The organism is Pseudomonas sp. CCNWLW23, from assembly GCF_037095675.1.
GTDB classification, from domain to species: domain Bacteria; phylum Pseudomonadota; class Gammaproteobacteria; order Pseudomonadales; family Pseudomonadaceae; genus Aquipseudomonas; species Aquipseudomonas atacamensis.
This window is the reverse complement of the sequence record NZ_JBAWKM010000029.1, coordinates 34,589-57,885: the sequence shown is the minus strand read 5'-3', so window position 1 is coordinate 57,885 and position 23,297 is coordinate 34,589. Positions and strand designations below refer to the sequence as shown.

Annotated in this window: 16 protein-coding genes; 7 read left to right on the top strand and 9 right to left on the bottom strand. The window is 54.5% G+C overall.

What is annotated here, in order from left to right; translation table 11 throughout:
* The first annotated feature begins 27 nt into the window (after positions 1-27).
* From tssI to V8J63_RS25795, 5 genes are all read left to right on the top strand, one after another.
* Complete coding sequence (tssI, locus tag V8J63_RS25815; RefSeq protein ID WP_336464842.1) at positions 28-2,070, top strand: type VI secretion system Vgr family protein; 2,043 nt, start codon at positions 28-30, stop codon at positions 2,068-2,070.
* A complete protein-coding gene (locus tag V8J63_RS25810; RefSeq protein ID WP_336464840.1) occupies positions 2,060-2,800 on the top strand; it encodes a DUF4123 domain-containing protein in 741 nt (246 codons plus the stop codon). Before tssI ends, V8J63_RS25810 begins: the two co-directional genes overlap by 11 nt.
* Positions 2,797-7,650 carry an RHS repeat-associated core domain-containing protein gene (locus tag V8J63_RS25805; protein WP_442963542.1) on the top strand — a complete coding sequence of 1,618 codons (4,854 nt, stop codon included), beginning with the start codon at positions 2,797-2,799 and terminating at the stop codon, positions 7,648-7,650. The genes V8J63_RS25810 and V8J63_RS25805 overlap by 4 nt, the downstream gene beginning before the upstream one ends.
* Positions 7,651-7,664: 14 nt before the next feature.
* Positions 7,665-8,093, top strand: coding sequence for an SMI1/KNR4 family protein (locus V8J63_RS25800; protein WP_336464839.1), 429 nt, complete (start codon positions 7,665-7,667; stop codon positions 8,091-8,093).
* A gap of 363 nt (positions 8,094-8,456) precedes the next feature.
* Complete coding sequence (locus V8J63_RS25795) at positions 8,457-9,212, top strand: HNH endonuclease (RefSeq protein ID WP_336464838.1); 756 nt, start codon at positions 8,457-8,459, stop codon at positions 9,210-9,212.
* A gap of 847 nt (positions 9,213-10,059) precedes the next feature.
* Here V8J63_RS25795 and V8J63_RS25790 read toward each other — a convergent pair.
* A complete protein-coding gene (locus V8J63_RS25790; RefSeq protein ID WP_336464837.1) occupies positions 10,060-10,500 on the bottom strand; it encodes a hypothetical protein in 441 nt (146 codons plus the stop codon).
* A gap of 84 nt (positions 10,501-10,584) precedes the next feature.
* Here V8J63_RS25790 and V8J63_RS25785 point away from each other — a divergent pair, with 84 nt between their 5' ends.
* The gene (locus V8J63_RS25785) at positions 10,585-10,851 is read left to right on the top strand and encodes a helix-turn-helix domain-containing protein (protein WP_336464836.1); all 267 of its coding nucleotides are present in this window, start codon (positions 10,585-10,587) and stop codon (positions 10,849-10,851) included.
* A gap of 42 nt (positions 10,852-10,893) precedes the next feature.
* Here the strand turns inward: V8J63_RS25785 and V8J63_RS25780 are convergent, their stop codons facing one another.
* From V8J63_RS25780 to V8J63_RS25755, 6 genes are all read right to left on the bottom strand, one after another.
* The gene (locus V8J63_RS25780) at positions 10,894-11,286 is read right to left on the bottom strand and encodes a hypothetical protein (RefSeq protein ID WP_336464835.1); all 393 of its coding nucleotides are present in this window, start codon (positions 11,284-11,286) and stop codon (positions 10,894-10,896) included.
* Positions 11,279-13,288 (bottom strand): integrase, encoded by a 2,010-nt coding sequence (locus V8J63_RS25775; RefSeq protein WP_336464834.1) that lies wholly within the window; start codon positions 13,286-13,288, stop codon positions 11,279-11,281. The genes V8J63_RS25780 and V8J63_RS25775 overlap by 8 nt, the downstream gene beginning before the upstream one ends.
* Positions 13,281-14,795: a site-specific integrase gene (locus V8J63_RS25770; protein ID WP_336464833.1), complete on the bottom strand. Its 1,515-nt coding sequence runs from the start codon at positions 14,793-14,795 to the stop codon at positions 13,281-13,283. The genes V8J63_RS25775 and V8J63_RS25770 overlap by 8 nt, the downstream gene beginning before the upstream one ends.
* Positions 14,792-16,009, bottom strand: coding sequence for a tyrosine-type recombinase/integrase (locus V8J63_RS25765; protein ID WP_336464832.1), 1,218 nt, complete (start codon positions 16,007-16,009; stop codon positions 14,792-14,794). Before V8J63_RS25765 ends, V8J63_RS25770 begins: the two co-directional genes overlap by 4 nt.
* Positions 16,010-16,151: 142 nt before the next feature.
* On the bottom strand, positions 16,152-16,670 hold the full coding sequence (locus V8J63_RS25760) for a single-stranded DNA-binding protein (protein ID WP_336464831.1): 519 nt from the start codon (positions 16,668-16,670) through the stop codon (positions 16,152-16,154).
* A 9-nt stretch (positions 16,671-16,679) separates the two neighbouring features.
* Positions 16,680-18,077 (bottom strand): MFS transporter, encoded by a 1,398-nt coding sequence (locus V8J63_RS25755; protein ID WP_122611019.1) that lies wholly within the window; start codon positions 18,075-18,077, stop codon positions 16,680-16,682.
* 191 nt (positions 18,078-18,268) lie between these two features.
* Here V8J63_RS25755 and uvrA point away from each other — a divergent pair, with 191 nt between their 5' ends.
* The gene (uvrA, locus tag V8J63_RS25750; protein ID WP_016772948.1) at positions 18,269-21,103 is read left to right on the top strand and encodes an excinuclease ABC subunit UvrA; all 2,835 of its coding nucleotides are present in this window, start codon (positions 18,269-18,271) and stop codon (positions 21,101-21,103) included.
* A 64-nt stretch (positions 21,104-21,167) separates the two neighbouring features.
* Here the strand turns inward: uvrA and bfr are convergent, their stop codons facing one another.
* Positions 21,168-21,635, bottom strand: coding sequence for a bacterioferritin (gene bfr, locus V8J63_RS25745; RefSeq protein WP_016772947.1), 468 nt, complete (start codon positions 21,633-21,635; stop codon positions 21,168-21,170).
* 167 nt (positions 21,636-21,802) lie between these two features.
* Positions 21,803-23,239, bottom strand: a complete 1,437-nt coding sequence (locus V8J63_RS25740) for a catalase (protein WP_125925893.1) — start codon at positions 23,237-23,239, stop codon at positions 21,803-21,805.
* Between the last annotated feature and the right edge of the window lie 58 nt (positions 23,240-23,297).

The following is a 23,297-nucleotide window of genomic DNA, read 5'->3' as shown; positions in this document are numbered from 1 at the left end:
GCCGCTGTACAGCACGAGGAACAAGGGATGTTCGCGCCGGCCAATGAAACCCACTTTGCCCTGACCATCGAAGGGCTCTCCGCCGATTTCCAGGTGTTTACCCTCACCGGCCGGGAAGCCATCAGCCAGCCTTTTGTTTTCGAGGTGGAGCTGGTCAGTGAGCAGCCGTCGCTGGACCTCGAAACCCTGCTGCACAAGCCGGCCTTCCTGCAGCTGGCGCCTGACGGCAGCGGCATTCATGGGCAGATCTACCGCGCCGCGCAAGGCGATTCCGGCAAACGACTGACCCGTTATTCAGTGACCCTGCACCCGCAGCTTTCGTACTTGGCGCACCGCATCAACCAGCGCATCTTCCAAAACCTCAGCGTGCCGAAAATCATCGGCCAGGTGCTGGAAGAGCACGGCATTCAGAGCAACGCCTACGAATTCAAGACCGGCTCGATCTACCCCGAGCGCATCTACTGCGTGCAATACGACGAGTCGGACCTGCACTTCATCCAGCGCCTGTGCGAAGAAGAAGGCATTCACTTTCACTTCCAGCACACCCCAACAGGTCACAAACTGCTGTTCGGCGATGACCAGACGGTGTTCCCGAAACTCGCCCCTGTGGCCTATCAGCAAGACTCAGGCATGGTCGCCAGCAACCCGGTGATCAAGCGTTTCGACCTGCGCCTGGAAACCCGCACCAGCCGCACCACGCGCCGCGACTACGATTTCGAAAAACCACGCCTGACCCTGGAAAGCGAGAACCGCGGCGACGCCCTGCCCGACCTCGAAGACTACGACTACCCCGGCCGCTTCATTGACCGCGAGCGCGGCAAGCACCTGGCCAAACGCGCCCTCGAACGCCATCGCAGCGACTTCCAGCTCGCCGAAGGTAAGAGTGATCAGCCATTGTTGGTCAGCGGCCATTTCCTCGCTCTGACCGAGCATCCGAAAGCCAAATGGAATGACCTGTGGTTGCTCACCGAAGTGCTGCACGAAGGCAAGCAGCCGCAGGTGCTCGAAGAGTCGGTGACCAGCGACACCACGGCGCTGAAAGACGATTTTCATCAGGGCTACCGCAACCGCTTCCAGGCCACGCCATGGGACGTGCCGAACCGCCCGCCCCTGCGCCACCCGAAACCGCGCATCCTCGGCAGCCAGAGCGCCGTAGTCACCGGCCCGAAAGGCGAAGAGATCCATTGCGACGAATACGGCCGCGTCAAAGTCCAGTTCCACTGGGACCGCGAAGGCGAAGCCGACGACAAAACCAGCTGCTGGCTGCGCGTCTCCAGCGCCTGGGCCGGCGCCCAATACGGCGGCATCGCCATCCCGCGGATCGGCATGGAAGTGCTCGTCACCTTCCTTGAAGGCGACCCCGATCAACCGCTGATCAGCGGCTGCCTGTACCACAAGGAAAACACCGTCCCGTACGAACTGCCGGCGAACAAGACCCGCAGCACCTTCAAGACCCTCAGTTCCATGGGCGGTGGCGGCTACAACGAACTGCGCATCGAAGACAAAAAAGGTCAGGAGCAGATCTATCTGCACGCCCAGCGCGACTGGGACGAAAACATCGAGCACGACCAGAAAATCCGCGTCGGCAACGAACGCCACGACACCGTCGAACAGAACAGCTACAGCGAATTCAAAGCCGAAGAACACCACACCGTCTACGCCGACCGCAAAGTCGAAACCCGCGCCAACGACCACCTCACCGTGGGCGTCAACCAGCACATCAAGATCGGCACCGGCCAGTTCATCGACGCCGGGCAAGAAATCCACCTGAGCAGCGGCATGAAAGTGGTGATGGAAGCCGGCGCGGAGCTGACCCTGGTCGGCGGCGGCAGCTTCATCAAGATCGACGCTGGTGGTGTGACCCTGAGCGGGCCGGTGATCAACATGAATTCCGGCGGCAGTCCGGGCAGCGGCACGCCGGCGGCTCCGCTGATGCCCGGCATCCTCAAACAGGCCGACGCCGACAAGGCCGGCCAGGTCCTGACCCCGGCGCAGATCAACACCCTAAAACGTAACGCGCCGTTCTGCGAAGAATGCGAAAAATGCAAGGCAGGTGCCTGTGCCATCTGAACGAATCACCCCCAAGGACTGGCTGGCGCAACAGCCGCTGCAAAGCGGCGAGCGTTTGTACCTGGTCATCAGCGCCGCCAGCGATGCCGACGCGCTGAAAACCCTGTACCTGACCGAACCCACTGCCCAGCTCCTGCCGATCTGGGGCGGCACGCCCTACTCCACCTGGCAACCGGTGATGCCCTACATCACCGAACTCAAACCGAACTCGGCATTCCTGCCGTGGATCGCTGAAACCGACGCCCTCGACTGGGGCTGGCTGGCCGTCTCACGCGCCGAACCGAACGACGTGTTCGAGCACCTGCGCAGCCTGACACAGGTGAAGATGCCTGACGGGACTGAGGTGTTTTTCCGCTTTTGGGATGGGCGGCACATCTACCCGATTTTGAAGGGGCTTGGGGAGAAGGCTGGGGAAGTACTGCCGGTGTTTGAGCGGTATCTGATTAACGGGCAAACGCTGGAGGTTGGGACACGGGTTTTGCCGAAGGTGCGGGATTGGCCGTGGTGGGAGGTGCCCGAGAAGCTACTCAAACAGCTTGCCGAGGGCGACCTAAACACTGTCATCGACAACCTGATGCAGTGGCTGGGTGAAGACTGTCCTGAGCTGTATTTCGCATTTCCTGAAAACAACCTGCGCCGCAAAGTCGAACGCTTCGTCCGACATCAACCGAATACCGAAGACATGGCAGAGCGCCTCGCCGCGCAGCTGACAAAGGAAGTCAACGCATGATTAGCAGCCCACTGGGAACCTTGGTTCTTCAGGTACTGGACGCCAAAGCTCCCGACGTTAACCTGATCCTTAAAGACTTCAATAATTGCCTGAGCGACTACAAAAATTGGGCGGATGGTTTCTGGACAGGCTGGGCTATGGACGTCGACCAGAAATTCAAGGTTGGCAATGAGGTCAGCGTTACGCAGCGTAGAACCAGGACAGGGGCAGTCGAGACCTTTGCCGTGTGTCCAAAGGATGGCAAGTTTACGCTGATCCATGCATTCGAGACCGCACGCTACGTGCCCATCGGCAATACCCCGGTGCGCATCGAACAGGTCGAAAAGGCAATGATTGGCTACTCCGTGGTAGGAGCCCCGATCAATAAAAAGATTGGCCCCAGTGGTATCGAAACTATCGATAACTGCATCCCAGGGAAACACTATCGCATCACCTTTTTTCCAGACGTCTCCGAAAGCGATGTCAAAGCTCTTTATGGTTCTTATAAAGGTGTGATCAGCGATCTCGACGGCTGGTTGAAAAGCGAGTGGGCGAGCAAGTTCCAAGCGCAGTGGAGCACATACTCCGCGGCGGATCGTGCGGGTCGCGCGATGATTCTGCTGAAAGAAGCGCTCGATAGCTTCGAGCAGGCGCTACTCAGTTTATGGGATGACTTGAAAAACCTTGTCGGTCTTCTGGCCGATCCGATAGGGAATGCCAAAAAGCTTCGCGACTACTTATCAGACCTTGAACTCGAAAAGCTCTACGCGACCTCCAAAGACGCAATTGCCTCTGCCTTGTTGATACTCAACGACGAACCGCTGATGTTTATCTACATCTCGGCAATTGTGGCCTGGGTGGGCATGCTGCCGCCGCAGGTGATCGTCAACGTGATCGCAAGCATAGGCGTCGAGTTCCTGATCAACGTAGTCATCGGTATCTGTCTTACGGGCGGAGCCGGCCTTGCCGTGCGGTTGGGGACCAAGGCCCTGAGCAAAATGAAGCCTGGGGGAGCACTCAAATACCTTGAGGGTTTGGCTGAACAGTTGATGTCGGCTAGCAGCAAACATAGCCTTCCGGCCCATACAGAGCTTTCCAAGCCTGTAATGCTCAAGGCCAAGGATGTTCCACTGGACGCAGGTAAGAAGGCACCTCTTTCCATCGGTGTTACTGATACTGGTGGTGGCCCTGTGCCTCTTCCCAAGACCGCTGATACCCCCACGCTTAAGGAGCCGAACGCCTCGGTATTTGCTCGGAAGAAAACAGAACCGCAAAGCCTGCTGGTGAAAAACGAACCGGTTAATGACGCACCTAAGCAGTCCACGAACCCGGCTAATCAAGCGGCACAGTGCAAATCCAAAACCCGTTGCGAGGGCGACCCCATTTCGATGGTCACCGGTGAGGAACTACTAACCCTCACTGATGGAAAGTTGGACGGCCTGCTACCGCTGGAATGGATACGTCTTTACCGCACCAGCGCGGTAGAGATCGACAACCGTCTAGGCTTCGGCTGGAGCCATCCGCTGTCACATAGTTTACAAATCAGCGATGACGTCGTGCTGTGGACTGACAACGAAAACCGTCGGACCGAGTTCCCTCTACCTAACGAACAGCGTCCTTCCATCACCAATAGCCTTTCCGAGGCGGCGATTTTCATAGGGGATGCGCCGGGCGAATTGATCTTGGCTCAGGCCGGACAGGACACACGTTTTTATCATTTCCGCGCCGGGCGCCTGACTACCATTAGCGATGCCTACGACAACCAATTGCACATCAGCTATGACTTCGTTGATCGCATCCAGCGCATCGATAACGGAGCGGGACGTTCTTTGCTCCTGCGCTATGAAGATCGCCATATTGTCGCCGTTGACTACCAACAATTAGGTCAGGAGTACAACGAACGAAGCGAACGCCAAGACCCGTGGCAGACGGTCAAGACACTGGTTAGCTATAAGTACAACGAGCGTAATCAACTGATAAGCGCCACCAATGCCGTTGGGGAAGTCGAGCACTATCACTATGACGAGCAGCATGTAATCCAACAGCGCCAACTGGCCGGCGGCGCAAGCTTTCACTGGGAGTGGGAACGCGAAGGCAAGTGGGCCCGTTGTACTCGTCAGTGGTCCAATATTGCGCAGATCGATGCGCGTTATGTTTGGGACGATGAAGGCACAGTAACTGTCGCTAATGCAGATGGCAGCGAGCAGATTTACGTCCACGATAAAAACGCTCGACTGGTCAGCCAGACCGGTCCGGATGGTGCAGAAACACAAAGAGCCTATGATGAAAAAGGTCAGCTAATCGCTGAAAAGGACCCTCTTGGCGCCATCACAGAATATCGATACAACGAAGCCGGACGCCTGGTCGCAATCATTCCCCCTGAAGACCAACCGACTACTTACGAGTATCACAACGGTTTCATACGAGTAGTCCGTCGGGGCAAGGCCACTTGGAAATATCAGCGGAACCTTCAGGGCGACATCACCCAGCAGACCGACCCCGACGGCAATGAGACGTGCTACCACTATGACCGCCGAGGCCGCTTGCTGGAAATTACCCACCCCGACGGTAGCCGCCATCAGCTCGACTGGAACGGCCTTGGGCAATTGCTTGAAGAACGTCTGCCCGATGGAGGCCAGCGCAAGTACCGCTACGATTCATTCGGCCGATTGATCACCCGCCAAGACGAGAGCGGCGCCATCACCCAGTATCAATGGGACGCAGCGCAGCGCTTGGCGCAGATCACTTTGCCCGGTGGCACGACACGCACTTTCAGTTACAACGCCTACGGCAAAGTCACCGCCGAACGCGACGAGCTGGGCCGTATCACTCGCTACGAATACGCCGACAACCTGCACTTGGTCAGCCGCCGCATCAATCCGGATGGCAGCCAACTTCGCTACCGCTACGACAACTCGCAACTCAACCTCACCGAGATTGAGAACGAGCGCGGCGAACGCTATCAGCTCGACTACTACTCAAATGGCCTGATCCAGCAAGAAACCGGCTTCGACGGTCGCAGCACTGCCTACGAGTACGACCTCAAAGGCCAGTTGCTGAAGAAAACCGAGTTCGGCGACGACGGCAGCGAACTGGTCACCGAATACCAGCGCGACGCCTCCGGTCGCCTCCTGGTCAAAACCCTGCCCGACAGCGAAGAGATTCACTACAGCTACGACGCACTGGGTCGCTTGGTAAATATTGATGACGGTCATTGGCCGCTGGCATACGAATATGATGTGCAGGACCGACTGATCACTGAACACCAAGGCTGGGGCACCACACGTTACGAATATGACAGCGTCGGCCAATTGAGCCACTGTCGCCTACCCGATGGCAGCACGCTCGACTACCGTTATTTGTCCGGCGGGCGCCTGAACAGTATCGATCTCAACGGTTCTCGCCTGACCACCCACCAATTCAGCGCCGGTCGCGAACAACAACGCCAACAAGGACTGTTGCTCAGCCAATACCAGTACGACGAACAAGGTCGTTTGCAAGCACACAGTGTCAGCCAGCGTGATAAGAATCTGTTCCAGCGTCGCTATAAATACGACGCAATTGGCAACCTTTCCGGCGTCGACGACAGCCGCAAAGGCAATCGCAGCTATCACTACGACCCGCTCGATCGTCTGATCAGCGTGCGCGGCGCCACACCGGAAAGCTTCGCTCACGACCCGGCGGGTAACCTGCTTGGCCAAACCAACGAAGGCACCGCCAAGCTCGCCAACGTCAAAGGCAACCGCCTGTTGATGCAGGGTGACCGCCATTACGACTACGATGCCTACGGCAACCTGATACGCGAACGCCGTGGTGCCGGCCAGAAACTCGTCACCGAATACCGCTACGACTGCCAGCACCGCCTCATCGGCGTCAGCCTGCCAGGAGGGAGCACAGCCAGGTACAAGTACGATGCCTTCGGCCGCCGTATCGAGAAAACGGTCGACGGCCATACCACCGAGTTCTTGTGGCAAGGCGAACGTCTGAGCGCAGAAAGCGCAGAAAACCGGTATCGCAGCTATATCTACGAACCTGGCAGTTTCCGTCCTCTGGCAATGCTCGACGGCGAAGGCCCCCTGAAGGCAACGCCGTTCTATTACCAACTTGACCACCTCGGTACCCCTCAAGAACTCACCGACTACAGCGGCGAAATCATGTGGTCGGCGAAGTACCGTGCCTATGGCAACCTCGTGGCATTGGATGTCAGTGAAATCGACAACCCGCTGCGGTTCCAAGGTCAGTACTTCGATGCGGAGACGGGCCTCCATTACAACCGCCATCGTTACTACAACCCAGGAACTGGGCGGTTTCTGACACCAGATCCGATCAAACTCGCAGGAGGGTTGAATAACTACCAATACGTGCCTAACCCCACTGTGTGGGTGGATCCATTGGGATTGGAGTGTCTAGAGGCGGATGGAGGCAAGGCAGAAACTGGCGGAGCAGTCGATCCAGTTGCAGCAAACCGTAACGAAGCACTAAGCGGTATGGCGACGCCATTGGATCCCCACGCATATAGCGTTTTATACGAGACCAAAATTGGCCCGGATGTGCTAGCCATTCCAAACCGTGCAGAACATTTTAAGGTTGCGAACGAGAGCCTCTTAAAGTCAGCCGATACTGATGCAGATTTCAATAAAATAATGGAAACCATGGTGCCAGGATTCAGACGTATAAAGGGCACCAAGATACCTACCAGAGGCATTAGCCCTAGCCAGGAAGTCACATGGCATCACGTACCGGGAACGGATACACTCCAGCTGGTATGGCGCTATCAACATGAACAATCGAAAGGCCCTCAATGGAATGCTCTTTGGCAGAAGATGTTCCACCCCGGAAACAAAGGGGGCTTTGCAGATGGAAAGAAATAATTATGGAGGCTGATATGAAGTTTGACTGGAGTTCTTATGGGATTGAACAGGGATCCTCAGTGGATACCAATACGATCTCCGAAGTAGAAAAACTACTTAGCGTAAGCTTTCCAAAGTCGTACTTGGATTTGGTCATATATTCCGACGAGGCCTCTCCAGAGATATCTTCATTTCCATATGGCAACGAAGGTACTTGCATAAGCGAATTCTTTTCTTTCTCGCCTGATGTGGCCCCGTACACCATCTCATGGTACTCAGGGGCGGGAAAACCCCCAGGGCTTCCCAAACAAATGATCCCTATAGCAAGGGATGCGGGTGGTTATCTGATTTGCCTAAATTTCAACACACCCTCGGTCGCTGTTGAAATATTTGATCCGAACTCAAGTAAAACCAACTTCGTTGCTAACAATTTTGATGATTTTGTGAATTTGTGGAGTGAGTAAAACAACCAGTGTTGCCGCTGATGCTATTTTGACCCAGGCTGCCTGAATTCATTGACCTATCCAAATATTCAGCAAACGATGTGTTTACGCGGGGTTTCAAAGGCCGCATATAGTCAGTCAAAATCAGCAACCTGGGTCAAAATCTTATCAGCGCCAATAACAAGTAGTACAATAGGCAATTAGCCATTCCCACGCTTCGCGTTGGAATGCAGCCTTTGACACTGCTAGGTTCTTCAGGAAATCCATTAAACTCGCCTACTTACCCAGACTTCTCATTAACGGCGCCCTCATAGCATTTTAGCTTTGGAGAAGCCATCAAGCGCGCCTTCGAGCCACGTATCGAAACCTTAGAGAATTTAAATTATGACTCCAACGTTGATGAATTTTTCACGAGCCTATTCATTCATTGACAATGTTGTATCGATTGTGATGAACCCGAGCTTATTGGGCGGCGAAGATGTAGTACGTGACTTCTTTGACTTCAAATCCGCTAGTTTCTTTAATCAAATATCTCGCCCACAAAAACACACAATCCTTCATAGCTTCATATTTAATGTAAACAACTTCGAAGCACAACACTATCTCAACAAGGTTGATGGCGAAACCATAATCAGTGATTACTCACAAATATTTAGTGGCGCAGATATAATTCCACCTACGTGGTTTAACGCCGAAGAAGTTACAAGCCACATTCATCAGTTAAGATCTATCATATCTAAAGCCACTACCATAATAACAGAAAGCTCCTTTCAAATTTTATTTGCAGATAGAACATTTCTGTTTGAATTCAATAAACTAATATCTTCTTGTATAAAATCTCTTGAACCCCAAGATCATGACTGCATTTTAAAGCCAGGCGTAATAGAAAGGCCCTATATACCAGCATGGCTGAGAGCCGCTATATATCATAGGGACAAGGGACGCTGTCAGATTTGCGGCTTAGACATGACTAATTATTTTGTGCCGATAAATCAAAGACACCTAGACCACATGGTTCCGCTTAAGTCTTCGGGCATTAATGACCCTACAAACTTTCAATTATTATGTCATGACTGCAATTCAAAAAAAGGGGCAAAAATATATGCAACTAAACATTTAACTTTCCCGTATTGGACATAACCTTAAGTTTTGAGCCTTTCTCGCTTATCCCTACACCAGTCTCTGACCGTCAAGAAGCCTAACCCATTGCGAAGGAGAGGTGCAGTTACGAGCTTTTACGAGACAACCGCAATTGCAATTAAACTGAACTCAGCGAAAGCGCCTGTCAGAACATAGACGCAATACTTGGGAATATGCCGGACAGCCGTAAGACCGGTAACATCAAAAAGGATGCTGCTATAGGAACCTTTAGCACACGAAATGGCAGCTCTCGACTCGTATAGCTGAGTCGAAGCCCGTCACTCTAGGCTCGAAAAAAGGCGAAATTTACTTTCGAAAGATCCGTATGGCGCAGGCTAGAGGTTCGTTTTCCGCCCCGGAGCGTCGGGGCGGCAGCGAATACTGCTGCACTTACCTAAGCACCGAATACCTCGTCCAACAACAAAAGGTTCAGTATCTTCAAGGTCACCATGGATACGCGAAGAAAGCCCAAGGGGTAATGCCCCGTGGAGGTACGGAATCGGAAGAAGCCGCAAAAGTGAGATGCCAGAAAAGGCGAATCCCACTCTGGGCGGGATTCTCAGCCGTCGACTGCATGCGTTCGACAGGGCAGGTCGCTGTTACCTGACACTGGGCCATCTGACTTTCATCAGAAGCGGGGTGCGATCCGAAGATCCCTGAAACCACCCGGTGGTTCACGCCTAGGCGCTTATCAACAATAGTCAATCGACAAGCACTATGTCAATCATGACGCCACATCTTGGATCACCACCGCTCATCCATCACTGACACAAAAAAACTGCGACCGCAAAGCGTCGGAAGTAAAAAATAAATTCATTAGTACTTGCAACTTACCCAAGCGTAACAGCTAATCATCAGAACCGCCTTCAAACACTAAAATCTCACTTGATTCTATACGATCCGAAATACAGCCAGCTCCGGCGGAAATATAGCACCCTCCCCCCAAAACCCTATAAACATAGTAGCAATCACCAGAAACAAACTTACCCTTCGAGATACTCAATAATTTCTCCATCAACCAAGACCCGCTTTTATTAAAGTATCCAGGACTGACCAATTGTACTTCTTCAACTTTCACCAACTCACTTCGAGATAAAACCAAACGTTCAAGACTAAAAACGTCAGATAGCATCAACATATCTCGATATTTACCGTCTTTAGTTATTTTCGCCACCGTCACATAGAACCAGGGCTGATGAAGTCCATGCTCAATAAATCGCCACAAGTGACAATCTGATCCGAAAGCCCCGCCAATCTGAATTTCAGCATCTGCGTAGGTACGAAACATCGCATCACTCCATTGTATACTCTATCGAGTATAGCACTTTCATTCCTGTGAAGGCCTTATCGTTCCTTTTGCGAGTAATGCACATTGGAACTGAAATACGCATTTGGGCAGGCCCTGCGAGAACTCAGAATGAGCAAGGATCTGTCGCAGGAAAGCATAGGTGCAAGTCAAAGCTACGTGAGTGACGTCGAGCGCGGCCTGAAGACCCCCTCTATCGAGAAGCTGGATGAATTCGCCTCAACCCTTGGCATTCATCCCGTGACGATTCTTGCAAAAAGCTACCTTGTTAAAGATAGATCCCTGTCGGCGGAAGACCTGATGGCACTGGTGCGCAAAGAGCTCGGGATGTGATAGGTGGCCCGCAAAAAGATAGAAAACGCAGCGCTCTCGCCTTCATCTCTCAATATTGGGTAATGGCGCATCAAGCTTGTCTTTCGACAAACCATGCTTATACGCATTGTATTGCCACCGGATAAACTGCTCGAGCAATCTAGAGCTCTCAGCGCGAAGTCGATCATTTTCATTTTCGAGACGCTTGATTCGTTGCTCGGCAATACTCAAGCTTGCTGGCCTTTTCCCAGCAACAATGCCTGTTTTTTGCTGCTCTTTCTTATGCGAGAACGCCGTCTTAACCTGGCCATGCGAGCTGAGTGTCTGTCGAGTCGGTCGCCCACCAATGAGAGGTGCGACGGCATCGCACAGCGCGTCCCAACTCAACTTCCCTTCCCACACATCGATGATATTGACCAGGATTTCGATGTCCCTGCGGGTCAAATGCCTAGCCATCATTCCTCCTAAGCAGCGCTCGCATATCATCAAGCGAAGGCAGTCCTGACGTGACTGTCGGAACGTTATCTGAGGTCTTAGATCGGGCATCCAGTTCGCGCTTAAGCGGGCTGAACTCCTGATCATCGCTCAAGCAAATCACTGATCCTATCGGCGTTTCCAGCGATTCAAGTATCTCGATGAGCTGAGTGACCCGCTCCAAGGTTTTATGTTGATGTTGACTCCACCGATCTGCGCCGTACAAGCCGTCCTCACTTGCCCCTCGTGCCTTTTCTAGCTGATGGAAAATTCCATCGCGTTGCTGCTTCAAGCGCTCTAATCTTTCATCGTCTCCCTTGATACAAACCTGTTCGGTGCAGTTCAAGCAATCGCGGTGCTTCTGGCATGGCAACATTGAGAAGTCATGGACGCAGAACCCATACTCGGTTACGTGAGCGACCCCATCACCTATGGCATTTAGGTCAGTAAGAGTCACCGGTGTGTTCGCTTTAATTTTACCGAGAACGCCACCTACTCCAGCCTGCCTAGCCAGATCAACGTACTCAACGTCGCTCATGTGGTTGTAGGTAGCGTTCTGATGGATATTCGCGCGACCTGACCACTTAGCGAGATCTAGCTGACCGAGATCACCTCTTTGCGCAACCGTGTTCAAAAAGTGTCGCAACTGATGCGAAGTCATTGAAATTTCGTTGCCATCCAGATTGGCGTAGCCATGACGACGCCAGATATTGCTCTCTTGACCGGAAATGTAATTTAGGTCGGTCGTGAAGGTGCTTTTACCCGGAGTCCAAAGCAGTAAAGGACTGGTCGCACGATCGAGGTGGAACTGGTGAAGGCGGAAGCAGCAAAGTGCTTGCGAATACCTGATATGCCGATCCTTGTTCTTCCAAGGCCAGCCTTCCGGTAGCTGGCTATGAGCAAATGTGTTCAGGAATGCCAAGGTCAACCGTTCTCCCTTCGCCTTGAGCTCCTGATAGGGCTCGTAACCTTTGAAATAAGGATCGACATTTAGATGCTGTAGGGATAAACCGAGCGCCATGGCAGCCTGTTCATCCGATAGCGGCTCCAGCTCGCCAACATTTGGGCAGCCAGCATGCCGATAAAACTTATCGGGATGTGTTTCATACCAGGTAGCTAACCTTCGGCCTTCTTCAGACATCTCAGCCAAACGACGCACAGCTTCGACGGCTATATCCTTTGTGACGGTCGAAACCCACTTGATATCAGCGCCATAACCTTTACCAGCGTAGAAGCGCAGACCAAGGCGCTCGACACCTTTGCTGTCGACCTCTAAGTGCAAGCAGTTAATCGGTAAATCCTGAACTTCACTAATACGTGATGGAGCGCACATCAATAGGGCGAATATCGAAGTCGTGAAGCGATCACGAGGAGCCTGAAGATTGTTTGCAAACATTTCGCCCATATACTCAAGCAAGTGCTGTTCGGGCATTTTTTCAGCTCGCTTCTTTTTCGCCTCCATGTCTGTTCGGTGTATTTCCTTAGGCTTAGAGATCGGATTTCTCCAATTGATAGGCCTTGGAATGATTTTACTTTCGTTGAGAAAATTCATGAGGTGCACCAAGCTACTACCCGCTTGATATGCAGTCGACTTGTATTCTCGGGCAACCTCAGCGGCTACATCCATAACTTGAATATCTGTTAACGTGATATCCGCTCGCCCTTTGACTTGCAAAAGCGCCTTCTCGATGCAGCGAATCGCTTTAAACTCATTCTTGAGCTTGTTGGGTTTATGCCCCTGCTGGTACCGCACATACGCCTTGGCGAAAGGGACGATTTCGAAATTTAGTAGCTGCCTGTCGGTAAATCCACGAGCGGGGGCCCCCATAACGGTGAAGTTGCCCACCCCTGGCCAGGTGTCGCGCTCCCACTCAAGATCAGCCCCGAATACCGTAAGCCTGTCACGACACATTTCAATGAAATCACTGAGATTGCTTTTGGCATCGATTACATTCTTCGGTCTGAACAGGAGGATTTCAGCCACGACCAACCTCCTTTTTCATCGAATTGCAGCGGTTAACCACATCGCTTACGGCAAGAATCAATCGGTCGTTTACGGAAGCGATTTTCCTGTCTTCCGTCCGTTCCATGACCTTGTCGCGCTCATTGATCAAGCCCTCCAGGACAGCTTCATGGGGACCGTCCAACCACGGCTGGAAGTGACTGCAGGTGTAACAAGCAATGGGGGCAAGGGCGCCGCAAAAACCGTAGCTACCGCAGGTGCCAAGATTTACAACTCCATTGGAAATTCTGCTACTTGGGTCCTCTCCGCGCTTCGCGTCTCTCTCAGACACGACAAGCACGCCTTGAAACGCTTGCGCGATGGGCGCTAATTGCAACGCAACCGCTTTATCAATTCGTTCAACAATCTCAGGAATGTTCCGGACGTACACTCCAGCGTTTTGAGTATCGGAATGATCAAGTGCTTCCGCAATGACAAGTTCGCCCCTGCCTTCTCTGGCTAAATTGGTGCCCAGCGTGTAACGAAAGCGGGTCGGATTTAGGTGCAGCAAGCCCCCTGTGCGCTCACTGAAAACGCTCGTCGTTTTTGACACCAGATCCATCGACTCCTTCACTGAGGCGCTGGGTGCGTGCAAACGATCTCCAACCAATTGGCTTCTGAGTTCGGATCGCGCATCTAACGCACCGATTGCTGGAAATAGCGGCAGCTCCCCCACCAAGTCCAGCGGAACCTCTCTTCCCAGCATGCGGGAAAATGTACGCCGAACTTCTACGGCCTGCTGCTGAAGAATTAGCCAGAGGTCTTCGACTATCGCGAATTCTTTGAAAGATGTACGCCAAGACTGATTACGCTGCTTGGCACGTGGAAAACTGATGAAGTATCTGTCTGATCGACTAATAAGATCGCGCAATTTCAATCCGGTAATCTGACTAGGTCGCCGCCCTGTCATGGCCAAAGTCAGTGCATAACACGCATCAATCAGCGCCAATCGATTCGCCACGTAGTCCCTGATGACTGCTGCTGTAACGCCCTGCATTTCGATATCTGTCAGCGGTCCGCGATCGGGGCACATCGATTGAACCGCATAGCCTTTTTCATTTCCTTTGAGCGTCCATTTGTCTAGCAGAAATAGTGTCTCTTTAGGAATACCTTCATACCCGAGTCTGTCCCACTGCCTGATGAGTCCACGCAGTGTCGCCAAATACCACTCCAGTTTCGCGTCCAGCGAAGAGCGGTACGAAATCAAAGACTCGACACTGAAAATTGGATGTTCCAGCGTTGACTCAAGATAGTGTTTGTATCGCTCAAACAGGTTCCGCGTGTGCGAAGGCGCGCTTGTCTGCGCATAAAAAGCTAGCACATGTCTTAAGGAGAGAAACATTTCAGCATTCAGAAGTTTTGCCATTGCAAAAATTGGGATGTCTATATCCCGGTTCAGCTTCCATCGCTCTCCATCGAGCCTTAGTAGATAACCGTCCCTTGAGTAAAACTCTGCATTTGCAGATGCGTACAATTTGAGCACGCTCATACAGAAGCTCCCTTAAGAGTCTTAGCAAGATACTTATATTGAAGTCCAATAACAGCTTCACTTGCTTGTTCTTTGGTATGCCTACGGTTGTAGGTCGCCGCAGTGCCAGAAGTTTCACTCCACCCCATCAGATATGAACGAATCTTTTCTTCACGCTGAGGTGTGACGCCTTGGACTTCGCAGATCTTCGAGAAAGAATAGTTCCAATGATGGCGTAGGGAATGAGCGTGGATATCGCTATTACCTTCGACGACATTTTTCAGCACACCCATGAATTTACCAAACCCGGCATTCGATAACGGTAGCCCCTGCGAAACTCCCGATTTATGCGTTATGAAGAGATAGCCGTGCTTTTTGGCGCCAGGTACTTTATTTCTGAGCCTGACTACATAGTTATAAATCTGATCTGCAAGTTCAGGTATCAACGGGAAGACACGCTCCCGCGTCTTTACGACTGGCTGATAGGCTCTCGCATCCCCCTTTGAATCGGGGCGCCTGACGACCTGCATTGTATTCATTCCAAAGTCTATATCTTCGACTTTTAGATTTAACAGCTCGCCTCGGCGCAGCCCAGTGATACGGAGAATGGCAAACATCAGCGCGTTACGTACCTGGACGGCATACTCCCGCACCGGGTTGTTAGCTGAGCCTGGCCTCAACGTAATTTCGAGCGTATCAAGCACCGCGTCATCCAGATATTTGTCTTCTCGACTCACATTGGATTTATCCGACGTCTTCGGACGGTTGGCCTTTATCTGCGACACCATTCGCCCAACACCATCATGGCTCGAAATAGAGGCCGGTAGATTCTGGTCTGCGAGAAAACCCAGATAGTCCGCAATGACAGACATCCGCGCGTACTGATTGCCCTTACTTACGGTTCGCACCCTGCGGGAAATTGAAACGACACTTCCCCCATCCTCATCGGCCAAAGGCTTCTGCATGAAATCACGCAGCGAATGAATTTCGTGACTTAGCAGCAGCTCACCAGACGAAAAACGCGATTCGACATCAATGTTGTAATAACGCTGCCATGCATACATGGCTTTGAGGGCACTGAGTGCGCTTTGAATTGTATTCAGAGCTAATGAGCGTCCGCGCATGTGCACGGTTACGTAAAGCGCAGGGTAAAACAAAGGCATCCCAAGCTCATCGACGAGAACGATGAGCCGCTCACCATTTGAGGACTTAACCCTACGAAGAGAGAGGTTCATAGCAGCCACCTATTCTTTACATTTTTACAGGGTAGTACCTCACAGGAATTTGCTCAGAATATTTTTAACGCTCAGAAAAAACGAAGCCCCCGCATGGCGGGGGCTTCGTGGCTAAACTTTACAAAAAAGTCTAAGGTATGCGCTAGAACGGAATATCGTCATCGAAGCTGTCGAAATCCGGAGCCGGTTGCGGTGCGGCCTGCTGAGGCGCCGGAGCCGAACGCTGCTGTGGAGCCGACTGCTGCGGGCGTGGAGGCTGCTGACGTGGCGCCTGCTGCTGGTAGTTGTTGCCGCCGCCTTGCTGATCGCCCTGTTGTGGACGGCCGCCGAGCAGTTGCATGGTGCCTTGCATGTCGACCACGATTTCAGTGGTGTAACGCTTGATGCCGTCCTTTTCCCACTCGCGGGTCTGCAGCTTGCCTTCGATGTAGACCTGCGAACCCTTGCGCAGGTATTCACCGGCAATCTCGGCCACCTTGCCGAACATCGACACACGGTGCCACTCGGTCTTCTCGACCTTCTGACCGGTCTGCTTGTCGGTCCATTGTTCGCTGGTGGCCAGACTCAGGTTGGTCACGGCGTTACCGTTAGGCAGGTAGCGAACTTCGGGATCCTGGCCGCAAGTGCCGACCAATATGACTTTGTTAACCCCACGGGCCATAACGTTCTCCTAAGCGTCGCACGCAGCCCCGGCCGGGTTGTTGACCAGGCGTTCGAGGGTGGTGCGATCCACTAATTCTTTGTCCAGTTTGATGTAAACAGCCGCCTCTTCGGCGACTATCACTGCATCTGTTACCCCTACCAGGGCCTTGAGGCGCTCGACCAGACCCGCTTCGCGGATCGCTTCGGGCGACAACGGCAAGCGCAGGCTCGTCACGTAGGGAGGTTCGCGCATGGTAACAGCAAAGGCCAGCCAAAGTGCAGCCAGCGCGGCGCATCCGAGGAACACAACCGACAGACCGCCATGCTGGAACAACCAGCCGCCGAGTATCCCGCCGAGTGCCGAACCGAGGAACTGGCTGGTGGAGTACACGCCCATGGCCGTGCCCTTGCCGCCTGCCGGTGAAACCTTGCTGATCAGCGACGGCAACGATGCCTCGAGCAGATTGAACGCGGTGAAAAACACCACCGTACCGATCACCAGAGCACGCAGGCTGTCGCCGAACTGCCAGAAGAATAGTTCAGTCAGCATCAATGTCATGACGGCGCCGAGCAAAACTCGTTTCATTTTGCGTTTCTTCTCGCCGTAGATAATGAACGGGATCATGGCGAAGAACGAAATCAGCAACGCGGTGAGGTAGACCCACCAGTGCTGTTCCTTGGGCAGACCGGCTTTTTCCACCAGTGCCAGCGGCAAGGCGACGAAGCTCGACATCAACATGGCATGTAACACAAAGATGCCCAGATCCAGGCGCAGCAGGTCCGGGTGCTTGAGCGTCGGCATCAGCGCCTGCCGGGCCACTCCGGATTCCCGGTGCTGCAACGGCCCGGTGGATTGCGGCACCATGAACATGATGATCAGGATGCCGAGCAGCGCCATGGCGCCAGTGGCGAGGAACAGCCCGGACAGCCCGAACGCACTGGTCAGTAACGGCCCGACCACCATGGCCACGGCGAACGACAGGCCGATGGTCATGCCGATCATCGCCATGGCTTTGGTCCGATGCTGCTCGCGGGTCAGGTCGGAAAGCAGCGCCATCACCGCTGCGGAAATCGCCCCGGCGCCTTGCAGGATCCGCCCGGCGATCACACCCCAGATCGAATCGGCCTGGGAAGCCAGAACACTGCCGAGAGCGAAGACGATCAGGCCGAGGTAGATCACCGGCCGGCGACCGATGCGGTCGGAAATGATCCCGAACGGAATCTGGAAGATTGCCTGGGTCAGACCGTAAGCGCCAATCGCCAGCCCGATCAGGGCCGGGGTCGCTCCCGCCAGATCCATGCCATAGGTCGCCAGCACCGGCAACACCATGAACATGCCAAGCATACGGAAGGCGAACACCAGGGCCAGACCGCTCGCCGCGCGGGTCTCGCTGCCACTCATGCGTTCGCTGTGGGGATCGTGCATGGAAAAACCTCGTGTGAACCGGCGGCGATTCTACCAGTCCCATCGGAAGACGGGGTATATCGCGACGCTATGACGCGTATAGATGAAACTCTCTTCATGAACGGCAAAACGCCCTTCGTTGGATAGTGTGCATCCATCCAGTATTTGCCCGTATACTCCTACGTTTTCGACGCCCGCCAAGCGAGGCCACTTTGGACAAGATCCTGATACGTGGGGCCCGTACCCACAACCTGAAGAACATCGACCTGACCCTGCCACGGGACAAACTGATCGTCATCACCGGCCTGTCCGGATCCGGCAAGTCGTCCCTGGCGTTCGACACGCTGTATGCCGAAGGTCAGCGCCGCTATGTCGAATCGCTGTCGGCCTATGCCCGGCAGTTCCTGTCGATGATGGAGAAACCCGACGTCGACACCATCGAAGGCCTGTCGCCGGCGATCTCCATCGAACAGAAGTCGACCTCGCACAACCCGCGCTCCACGGTCGGCACCATCACCGAAATCTACGACTACCTGCGCTTGCTCTATGCCCGCGTCGGTACGCCGCGTTGCCCGGATCACGACATTCCACTGGAAGCGCAGACCGTCAGCCAGATGGTCGATCTGGTGCTGGCGCAGCCGGAAGGCAGCAAACTCATGCTGCTGGCGCCGGTGATCCGCGAGCGCAAGGGCGAACACCTGTCGGTCTTCGAAGAATTGCGTGCGCAAGGTTTCGTCCGCGCCCGGGTCAACGGGCGGATCTGCGAGCTCGACGAGCTGCCGAAGCTGGATAAACAGAAGAAGCATTCGATCGATGTGATCGTCGACCGCTTCAAGGTCCGCGCCGATCTGCAGCAACGTCTGGCCGAATCCTTCGAAACCGCGCTGAAACTGGCCGACGGCATTGCCCTGGTCGCGCCGATGGACGACGAGCCGGGCGAAGAAATGATCTTCTCCGCACGCTTCGCCTGCCCGATCTGCGGCCATGCGATCAGCGAGCTGGAACCCAAGCTGTTTTCCTTCAACAACCCGGCCGGCGCCTGCCCGACCTGTGATGGCCTGGGTGTGAAGCAGTTCTTCGACATCAAGCGTCTGGTCAATGGCGAGCTGACCCTGGCTGAAGGTGCAATACGCGGCTGGGACAGGCGCAACGTTTATTACTTCCAGATGCTCGGCTCACTCGCCTCGCACTACAAGTTCAGCCTGGATAAACCCTTCAACGAGCTGAGCGCCGAGCAGCAGAAGTTCATCCTGCACGGTAGCGGCTCGCAGAACGTCGACTTCAAATACCTCAACGACCGTGGCGACATCGTCAAACGCTCGCACCCGTTCGAAGGTATCGTGCCGAATCTTGAGCGTCGCTATCGCGAAACCGAATCGGCGAGCGTGCGCGAAGAGCTGGCCAAGTTCCTCAGTCATCAGGCCTGCCCGGATTGCCGTGGCACGCGTCTGCGCCGTGAAGCGCGGCACGTCTGGGTCGGCGAGAAAACCTTGCCGGCAGTGACCAATCTGCCGATCGGCGATGCCTGCGAATATTTCGGCGCGCTGAAGATGACCGGTCGCCGCGGCGAGATCGCCGACAAGATCCTCAAGGAAATCCGCGAGCGTCTGCAATTCCTGGTCAACGTCGGCCTCGACTATCTGTCGCTGGATCGCAGCGCGGACACGCTCTCCGGTGGCGAGGCGCAGCGGATTCGTCTGGCCAGCCAGATTGGCGCCGGCCTGGTCGGTGTTCTGTATATCCTCGATGAACCATCCATTGGCCTGCATCAGCGCGACAACGACCGGCTGCTCGGTACGCTCAAGCATTTGCGCGATATCGGCAACACGGTGATCGTGGTCGAGCATGATGAAGACGCGATTCGTCTGGCTGACTATGTCGTCGATATCGGCCCGGGCGCAGGTGTACACGGCGGGCGGATCGTTGCCGAGGGCACGCCGGATGAAGTCATGGCGCACCCGGATTCGCTGACTGGCAAATACCTGTCCGGCCGGGTGAAGATCGAAGTGCCGGCCAAACGCACGCCGCGCAACAAGAAGCTCAACCTGTCGCTCAAAGGTGCGCGTGGCAACAACCTGCGCAACGTCGATCTGGACATCCCGATCGGCCTGCTGACTTGCGTGACTGGCGTATCCGGTTCGGGCAAATCGACCCTGATCAACAACACGCTGTTCCCGCTCAGCGCCACTGCACTGAATGGCGCGACCACGCTGGAAGCGGCTGCGCATGACAGCATCAAAGGTCTGGAACATCTCGACAAAGTCGTCGATATCGACCAGAGCCCGATCGGCCGTACGCCGCGCTCCAACCCGGCGACCTACACCGGGCTGTTCACACCGATCCGCGAACTGTTTGCCGGCGTGCCCGAGTCGCGCTCCCGTGGTTACGGCCCGGGGCGTTTCTCGTTCAACGTCAAGGGCGGTCGCTGCGAAGCGTGCCAGGGCGATGGCCTGATCAAGGTGGAAATGCACTTCCTGCCGGACATCTACGTGCCCTGCGATGTGTGCAAGAGCAAGCGCTACAACCGCGAAACCCTTGAGATCAAATACAAGGGCAAGAGCATCCATGAAACCCTCGAAATGACCATCGAGGAAGCACGGGAGTTCTTCGATGCGGTGCCGGCACTGGCGCGCAAGCTGCAAACGCTGATGGATGTCGGCCTGTCCTACATCAAGCTGGGGCAGTCGGCGACGACCCTGTCCGGCGGTGAAGCACAGCGGGTCAAGTTGTCGCGCGAGCTGTCCAAACGCGATACGGGCAAAACCCTGTATATCCTCGATGAGCCAACCACCGGCCTGCACTTCGCCGATATCCAGCAGTTACTCGATGTTCTGCATCGTCTGCGCGATCACGGCAACACCGTGGTGGTGATCGAGCATAACCTCGATGTGATCAAGACCGCTGACTGGTTGGTGGACCTCGGTCCTGAAGGCGGTTCCAAGGGCGGGCAGATCATTGCCACCGGTACGCCGGAGGAAGTTGCCGAGATGAAGCAATCTCACACCGGCCATTACCTCAAGCCGTTGCTGATCCGCGATCGGGCTTAACTGCCAGGCATGAAAAAGCCCCTGTCACCGTTGAAGTGACAGGGGCTTTTTTGTAGCCGTGCAATCAGGACGCGTGGGATTGCAGGTAGTTCTCGAGACCGATCAGCTTGATCAGGCCCAGCTGCTTTTCCAGCCAGTAGGTGTGATCTTCTTCGGTGTCGTTGAGCTGAACCCGCAGAATTTCGCGGCTGACATAGTCCTTGTGTTGCTCGCAAAGTTCGATGCCTTTGCACAGCGCAGCGCGGACTTTGTATTCGAGGCGCAGATCAGCTTCGAGCATCGTAGGCACCGTGGTGCCGACATCCAGATCATCCGGACGCATGCGCGGCGTGCCTTCGAGCATCAGAATCCGCCGCATCAACGCATCGGCGTGGCCGGCTTCTTCTTCCATCTCGTGGTTGATGCGCTCGTAGAGCTTGGTGAACCCCCAGTCCTCATACATCCGCGAATGAACGAAATATTGGTCACGCGCGGCCAGCTCGCCGGTCAGCAACGTATTGAGGTAATCGATTACATCTGGGTGGCCTTGCATCGCCCTACATCTCCCTTCCTGAAAGTCTGTAGTTTGAACCAACCTGACCGGAAGGTCACTCGCTTCACGCAATAAAAGCGAAGATATTCTGAGAAAAGCGGGCCAAATAACGCAAAAACCGCCCAAATGAGGGCGGTTCTGCTTCTCGTTTAGACTACGTTAAGCTGTCAGTTGAGCAGCTTTGCGATTGCTTCTCCATACGCCGGATCGGCTTTGTAAAAATGCTGCAACTGACGATCCACGACGTCGCTGGAAACACCCGCCATTGCGCCGGCAATGTTGCTGACCAGCAATGCTTTCTGCTCGTCGCTCATCAAGCGGAACAAGGCACCGGCATGGCTGTAGTAGTCGGTGTCTTCGCGGTGATCATAACGATCAGCAGCACCGCTCAAGGCCAGCGCTGGCTCAGCGTAATGTGGCGCTTGTTTCGGCGACTCAACGTAGCTGTTCGGTTCATAGTTCGGCGCCGCGCCGCCATTGCTGCCGAACGCCATGGAGCCGTCACGCTGATAAGTATTCACCGGACTGCGCGGAGCGTTCACCGGCAATTGCTGGTGATTGGTACCTACGCGATAGCGGTGTGCGTCAGCGTAGGCGAATACGCGACCTTGCAGCATGCGGTCTGGCGACAGACCGACGCCTGGCACCATGTTGCTCGGGCCAAACGCAGCCTGTTCAACTTCAGCGAAGTAGTTCAGCGGGTTGCGGTTCAGCTCCAGCTCACCGACTTCGATCAATGGAAACTCTTTCTGCGACCAGGTCTTGGTCACGTCGAACGGATTCTCGTAATGAGCCGCCGCTTGCGCTTCGGTCATGATCTGAATGCACACGCGCCATTTCGGGAATTCACCGCGCTCGATGGCCTCGAACAGGTCACGCTGCGCATAGTCCGGGTCGGTACCGGCCAAACGGGCGGCCTCGGCTGGCGCCAGGTTCTTGATGCCCTGCTGGGTCTTGTAGTGCCACTTCACCCAGTGACGCTCACCTTTGCCGTTGATCAGGCTGTAGGTGTGGCTACCGAAGCCGTGCATGTGACGGTAGCCGTCAGGGATGCCACGATCAGAAAACAGGATGGTGACCTGGTGCAGCGCTTCAGGCGAATGCGACCAGAAATCCCACATCATCTGCGCGCTTTTCAGGTTGCTTTGCGGCAGACGCTTTTGCGTGTGGATAAAGTCAGGAAATTTCAGCGGATCGCGGATGAAGAACACTGGCGTGTTGTTGCCGACGATGTCCCAATTGCCTTCCTCGGTGTAGAACTTCAAGGCGAAGCCGCGCGGATCGCGCTCAGTGTCGGCCGAACCACGCTCGCCACCTACGGTGGAAAAGCGCAGAAAGGTTGGCGTTTGTTTGCCTACCGATTCGAACAACTTTGCACTGGTGTATTCGGTGATGTCACGGGTGACGGTGAACGTACCGTAAGCGCCCGAGCCCTTAGCGTGGACACGGCGTTCTGGAATGTTTTCACGGTTGAAGTGCGCAAGTTTTTCGATCAGATGGAAATCGTCGAGAAGCAGCGGACCGCGTGGGCCGGCGGAACGGGAATTCTGGTTGTCAGCGACTGGCGCGCCACTGGCGGTTGTAAGCGTCTTGGTCTGGCTCATGCGGTCTTCTTCCTCTGTCAGTCTTGAACTGCCGGCTAATGGGCTTGGCGGGAAGTAT

Bases quoted from the DNA above. Each gene is read 5' to 3' on its own strand.
- V8J63_RS25790 (WP_336464837.1), bottom strand. From the start codon at position 10,500: ATGTTTCGTACCTACGCAGATGCTGAAATTCAGATTGGCGGGGCTTTC.
- tssI (WP_336464842.1), top strand. From the start codon at position 28: ATGTTCGCGCCGGCCAATGAAACCCACTTTGCCCTGACCATCGAAGGG.
- V8J63_RS25760 (WP_336464831.1), bottom strand. From the start codon at position 16,670: ATGGCCCGTGGGGTTAACAAAGTCATATTGGTCGGCACTTGCGGCCAG.
- V8J63_RS25755 (WP_122611019.1), bottom strand. From the start codon at position 18,077: ATGCACGATCCCCACAGCGAACGCATGAGTGGCAGCGAGACCCGCGCG.
- V8J63_RS25740 (WP_125925893.1), bottom strand. From the start codon at position 23,239: ATGAGCCAGACCAAGACGCTTACAACCGCCAGTGGCGCGCCAGTCGCT.
- bfr (WP_016772947.1), bottom strand. From the start codon at position 21,635: ATGCAAGGCCACCCAGATGTAATCGATTACCTCAATACGTTGCTGACC.
- V8J63_RS25805 (WP_442963542.1), top strand. From the start codon at position 2,797: ATGATTAGCAGCCCACTGGGAACCTTGGTTCTTCAGGTACTGGACGCC.
- V8J63_RS25795 (WP_336464838.1), top strand. From the start codon at position 8,457: ATGACTCCAACGTTGATGAATTTTTCACGAGCCTATTCATTCATTGAC.
- V8J63_RS25770 (WP_336464833.1), bottom strand. From the start codon at position 14,795: ATGAGCGTGCTCAAATTGTACGCATCTGCAAATGCAGAGTTTTACTCA.
- V8J63_RS25780 (WP_336464835.1), bottom strand. From the start codon at position 11,286: ATGGCTAGGCATTTGACCCGCAGGGACATCGAAATCCTGGTCAATATC.
- V8J63_RS25765 (WP_336464832.1), bottom strand. From the start codon at position 16,009: ATGAACCTCTCTCTTCGTAGGGTTAAGTCCTCAAATGGTGAGCGGCTC.
- V8J63_RS25800 (WP_336464839.1), top strand. From the start codon at position 7,665: ATGAAGTTTGACTGGAGTTCTTATGGGATTGAACAGGGATCCTCAGTG.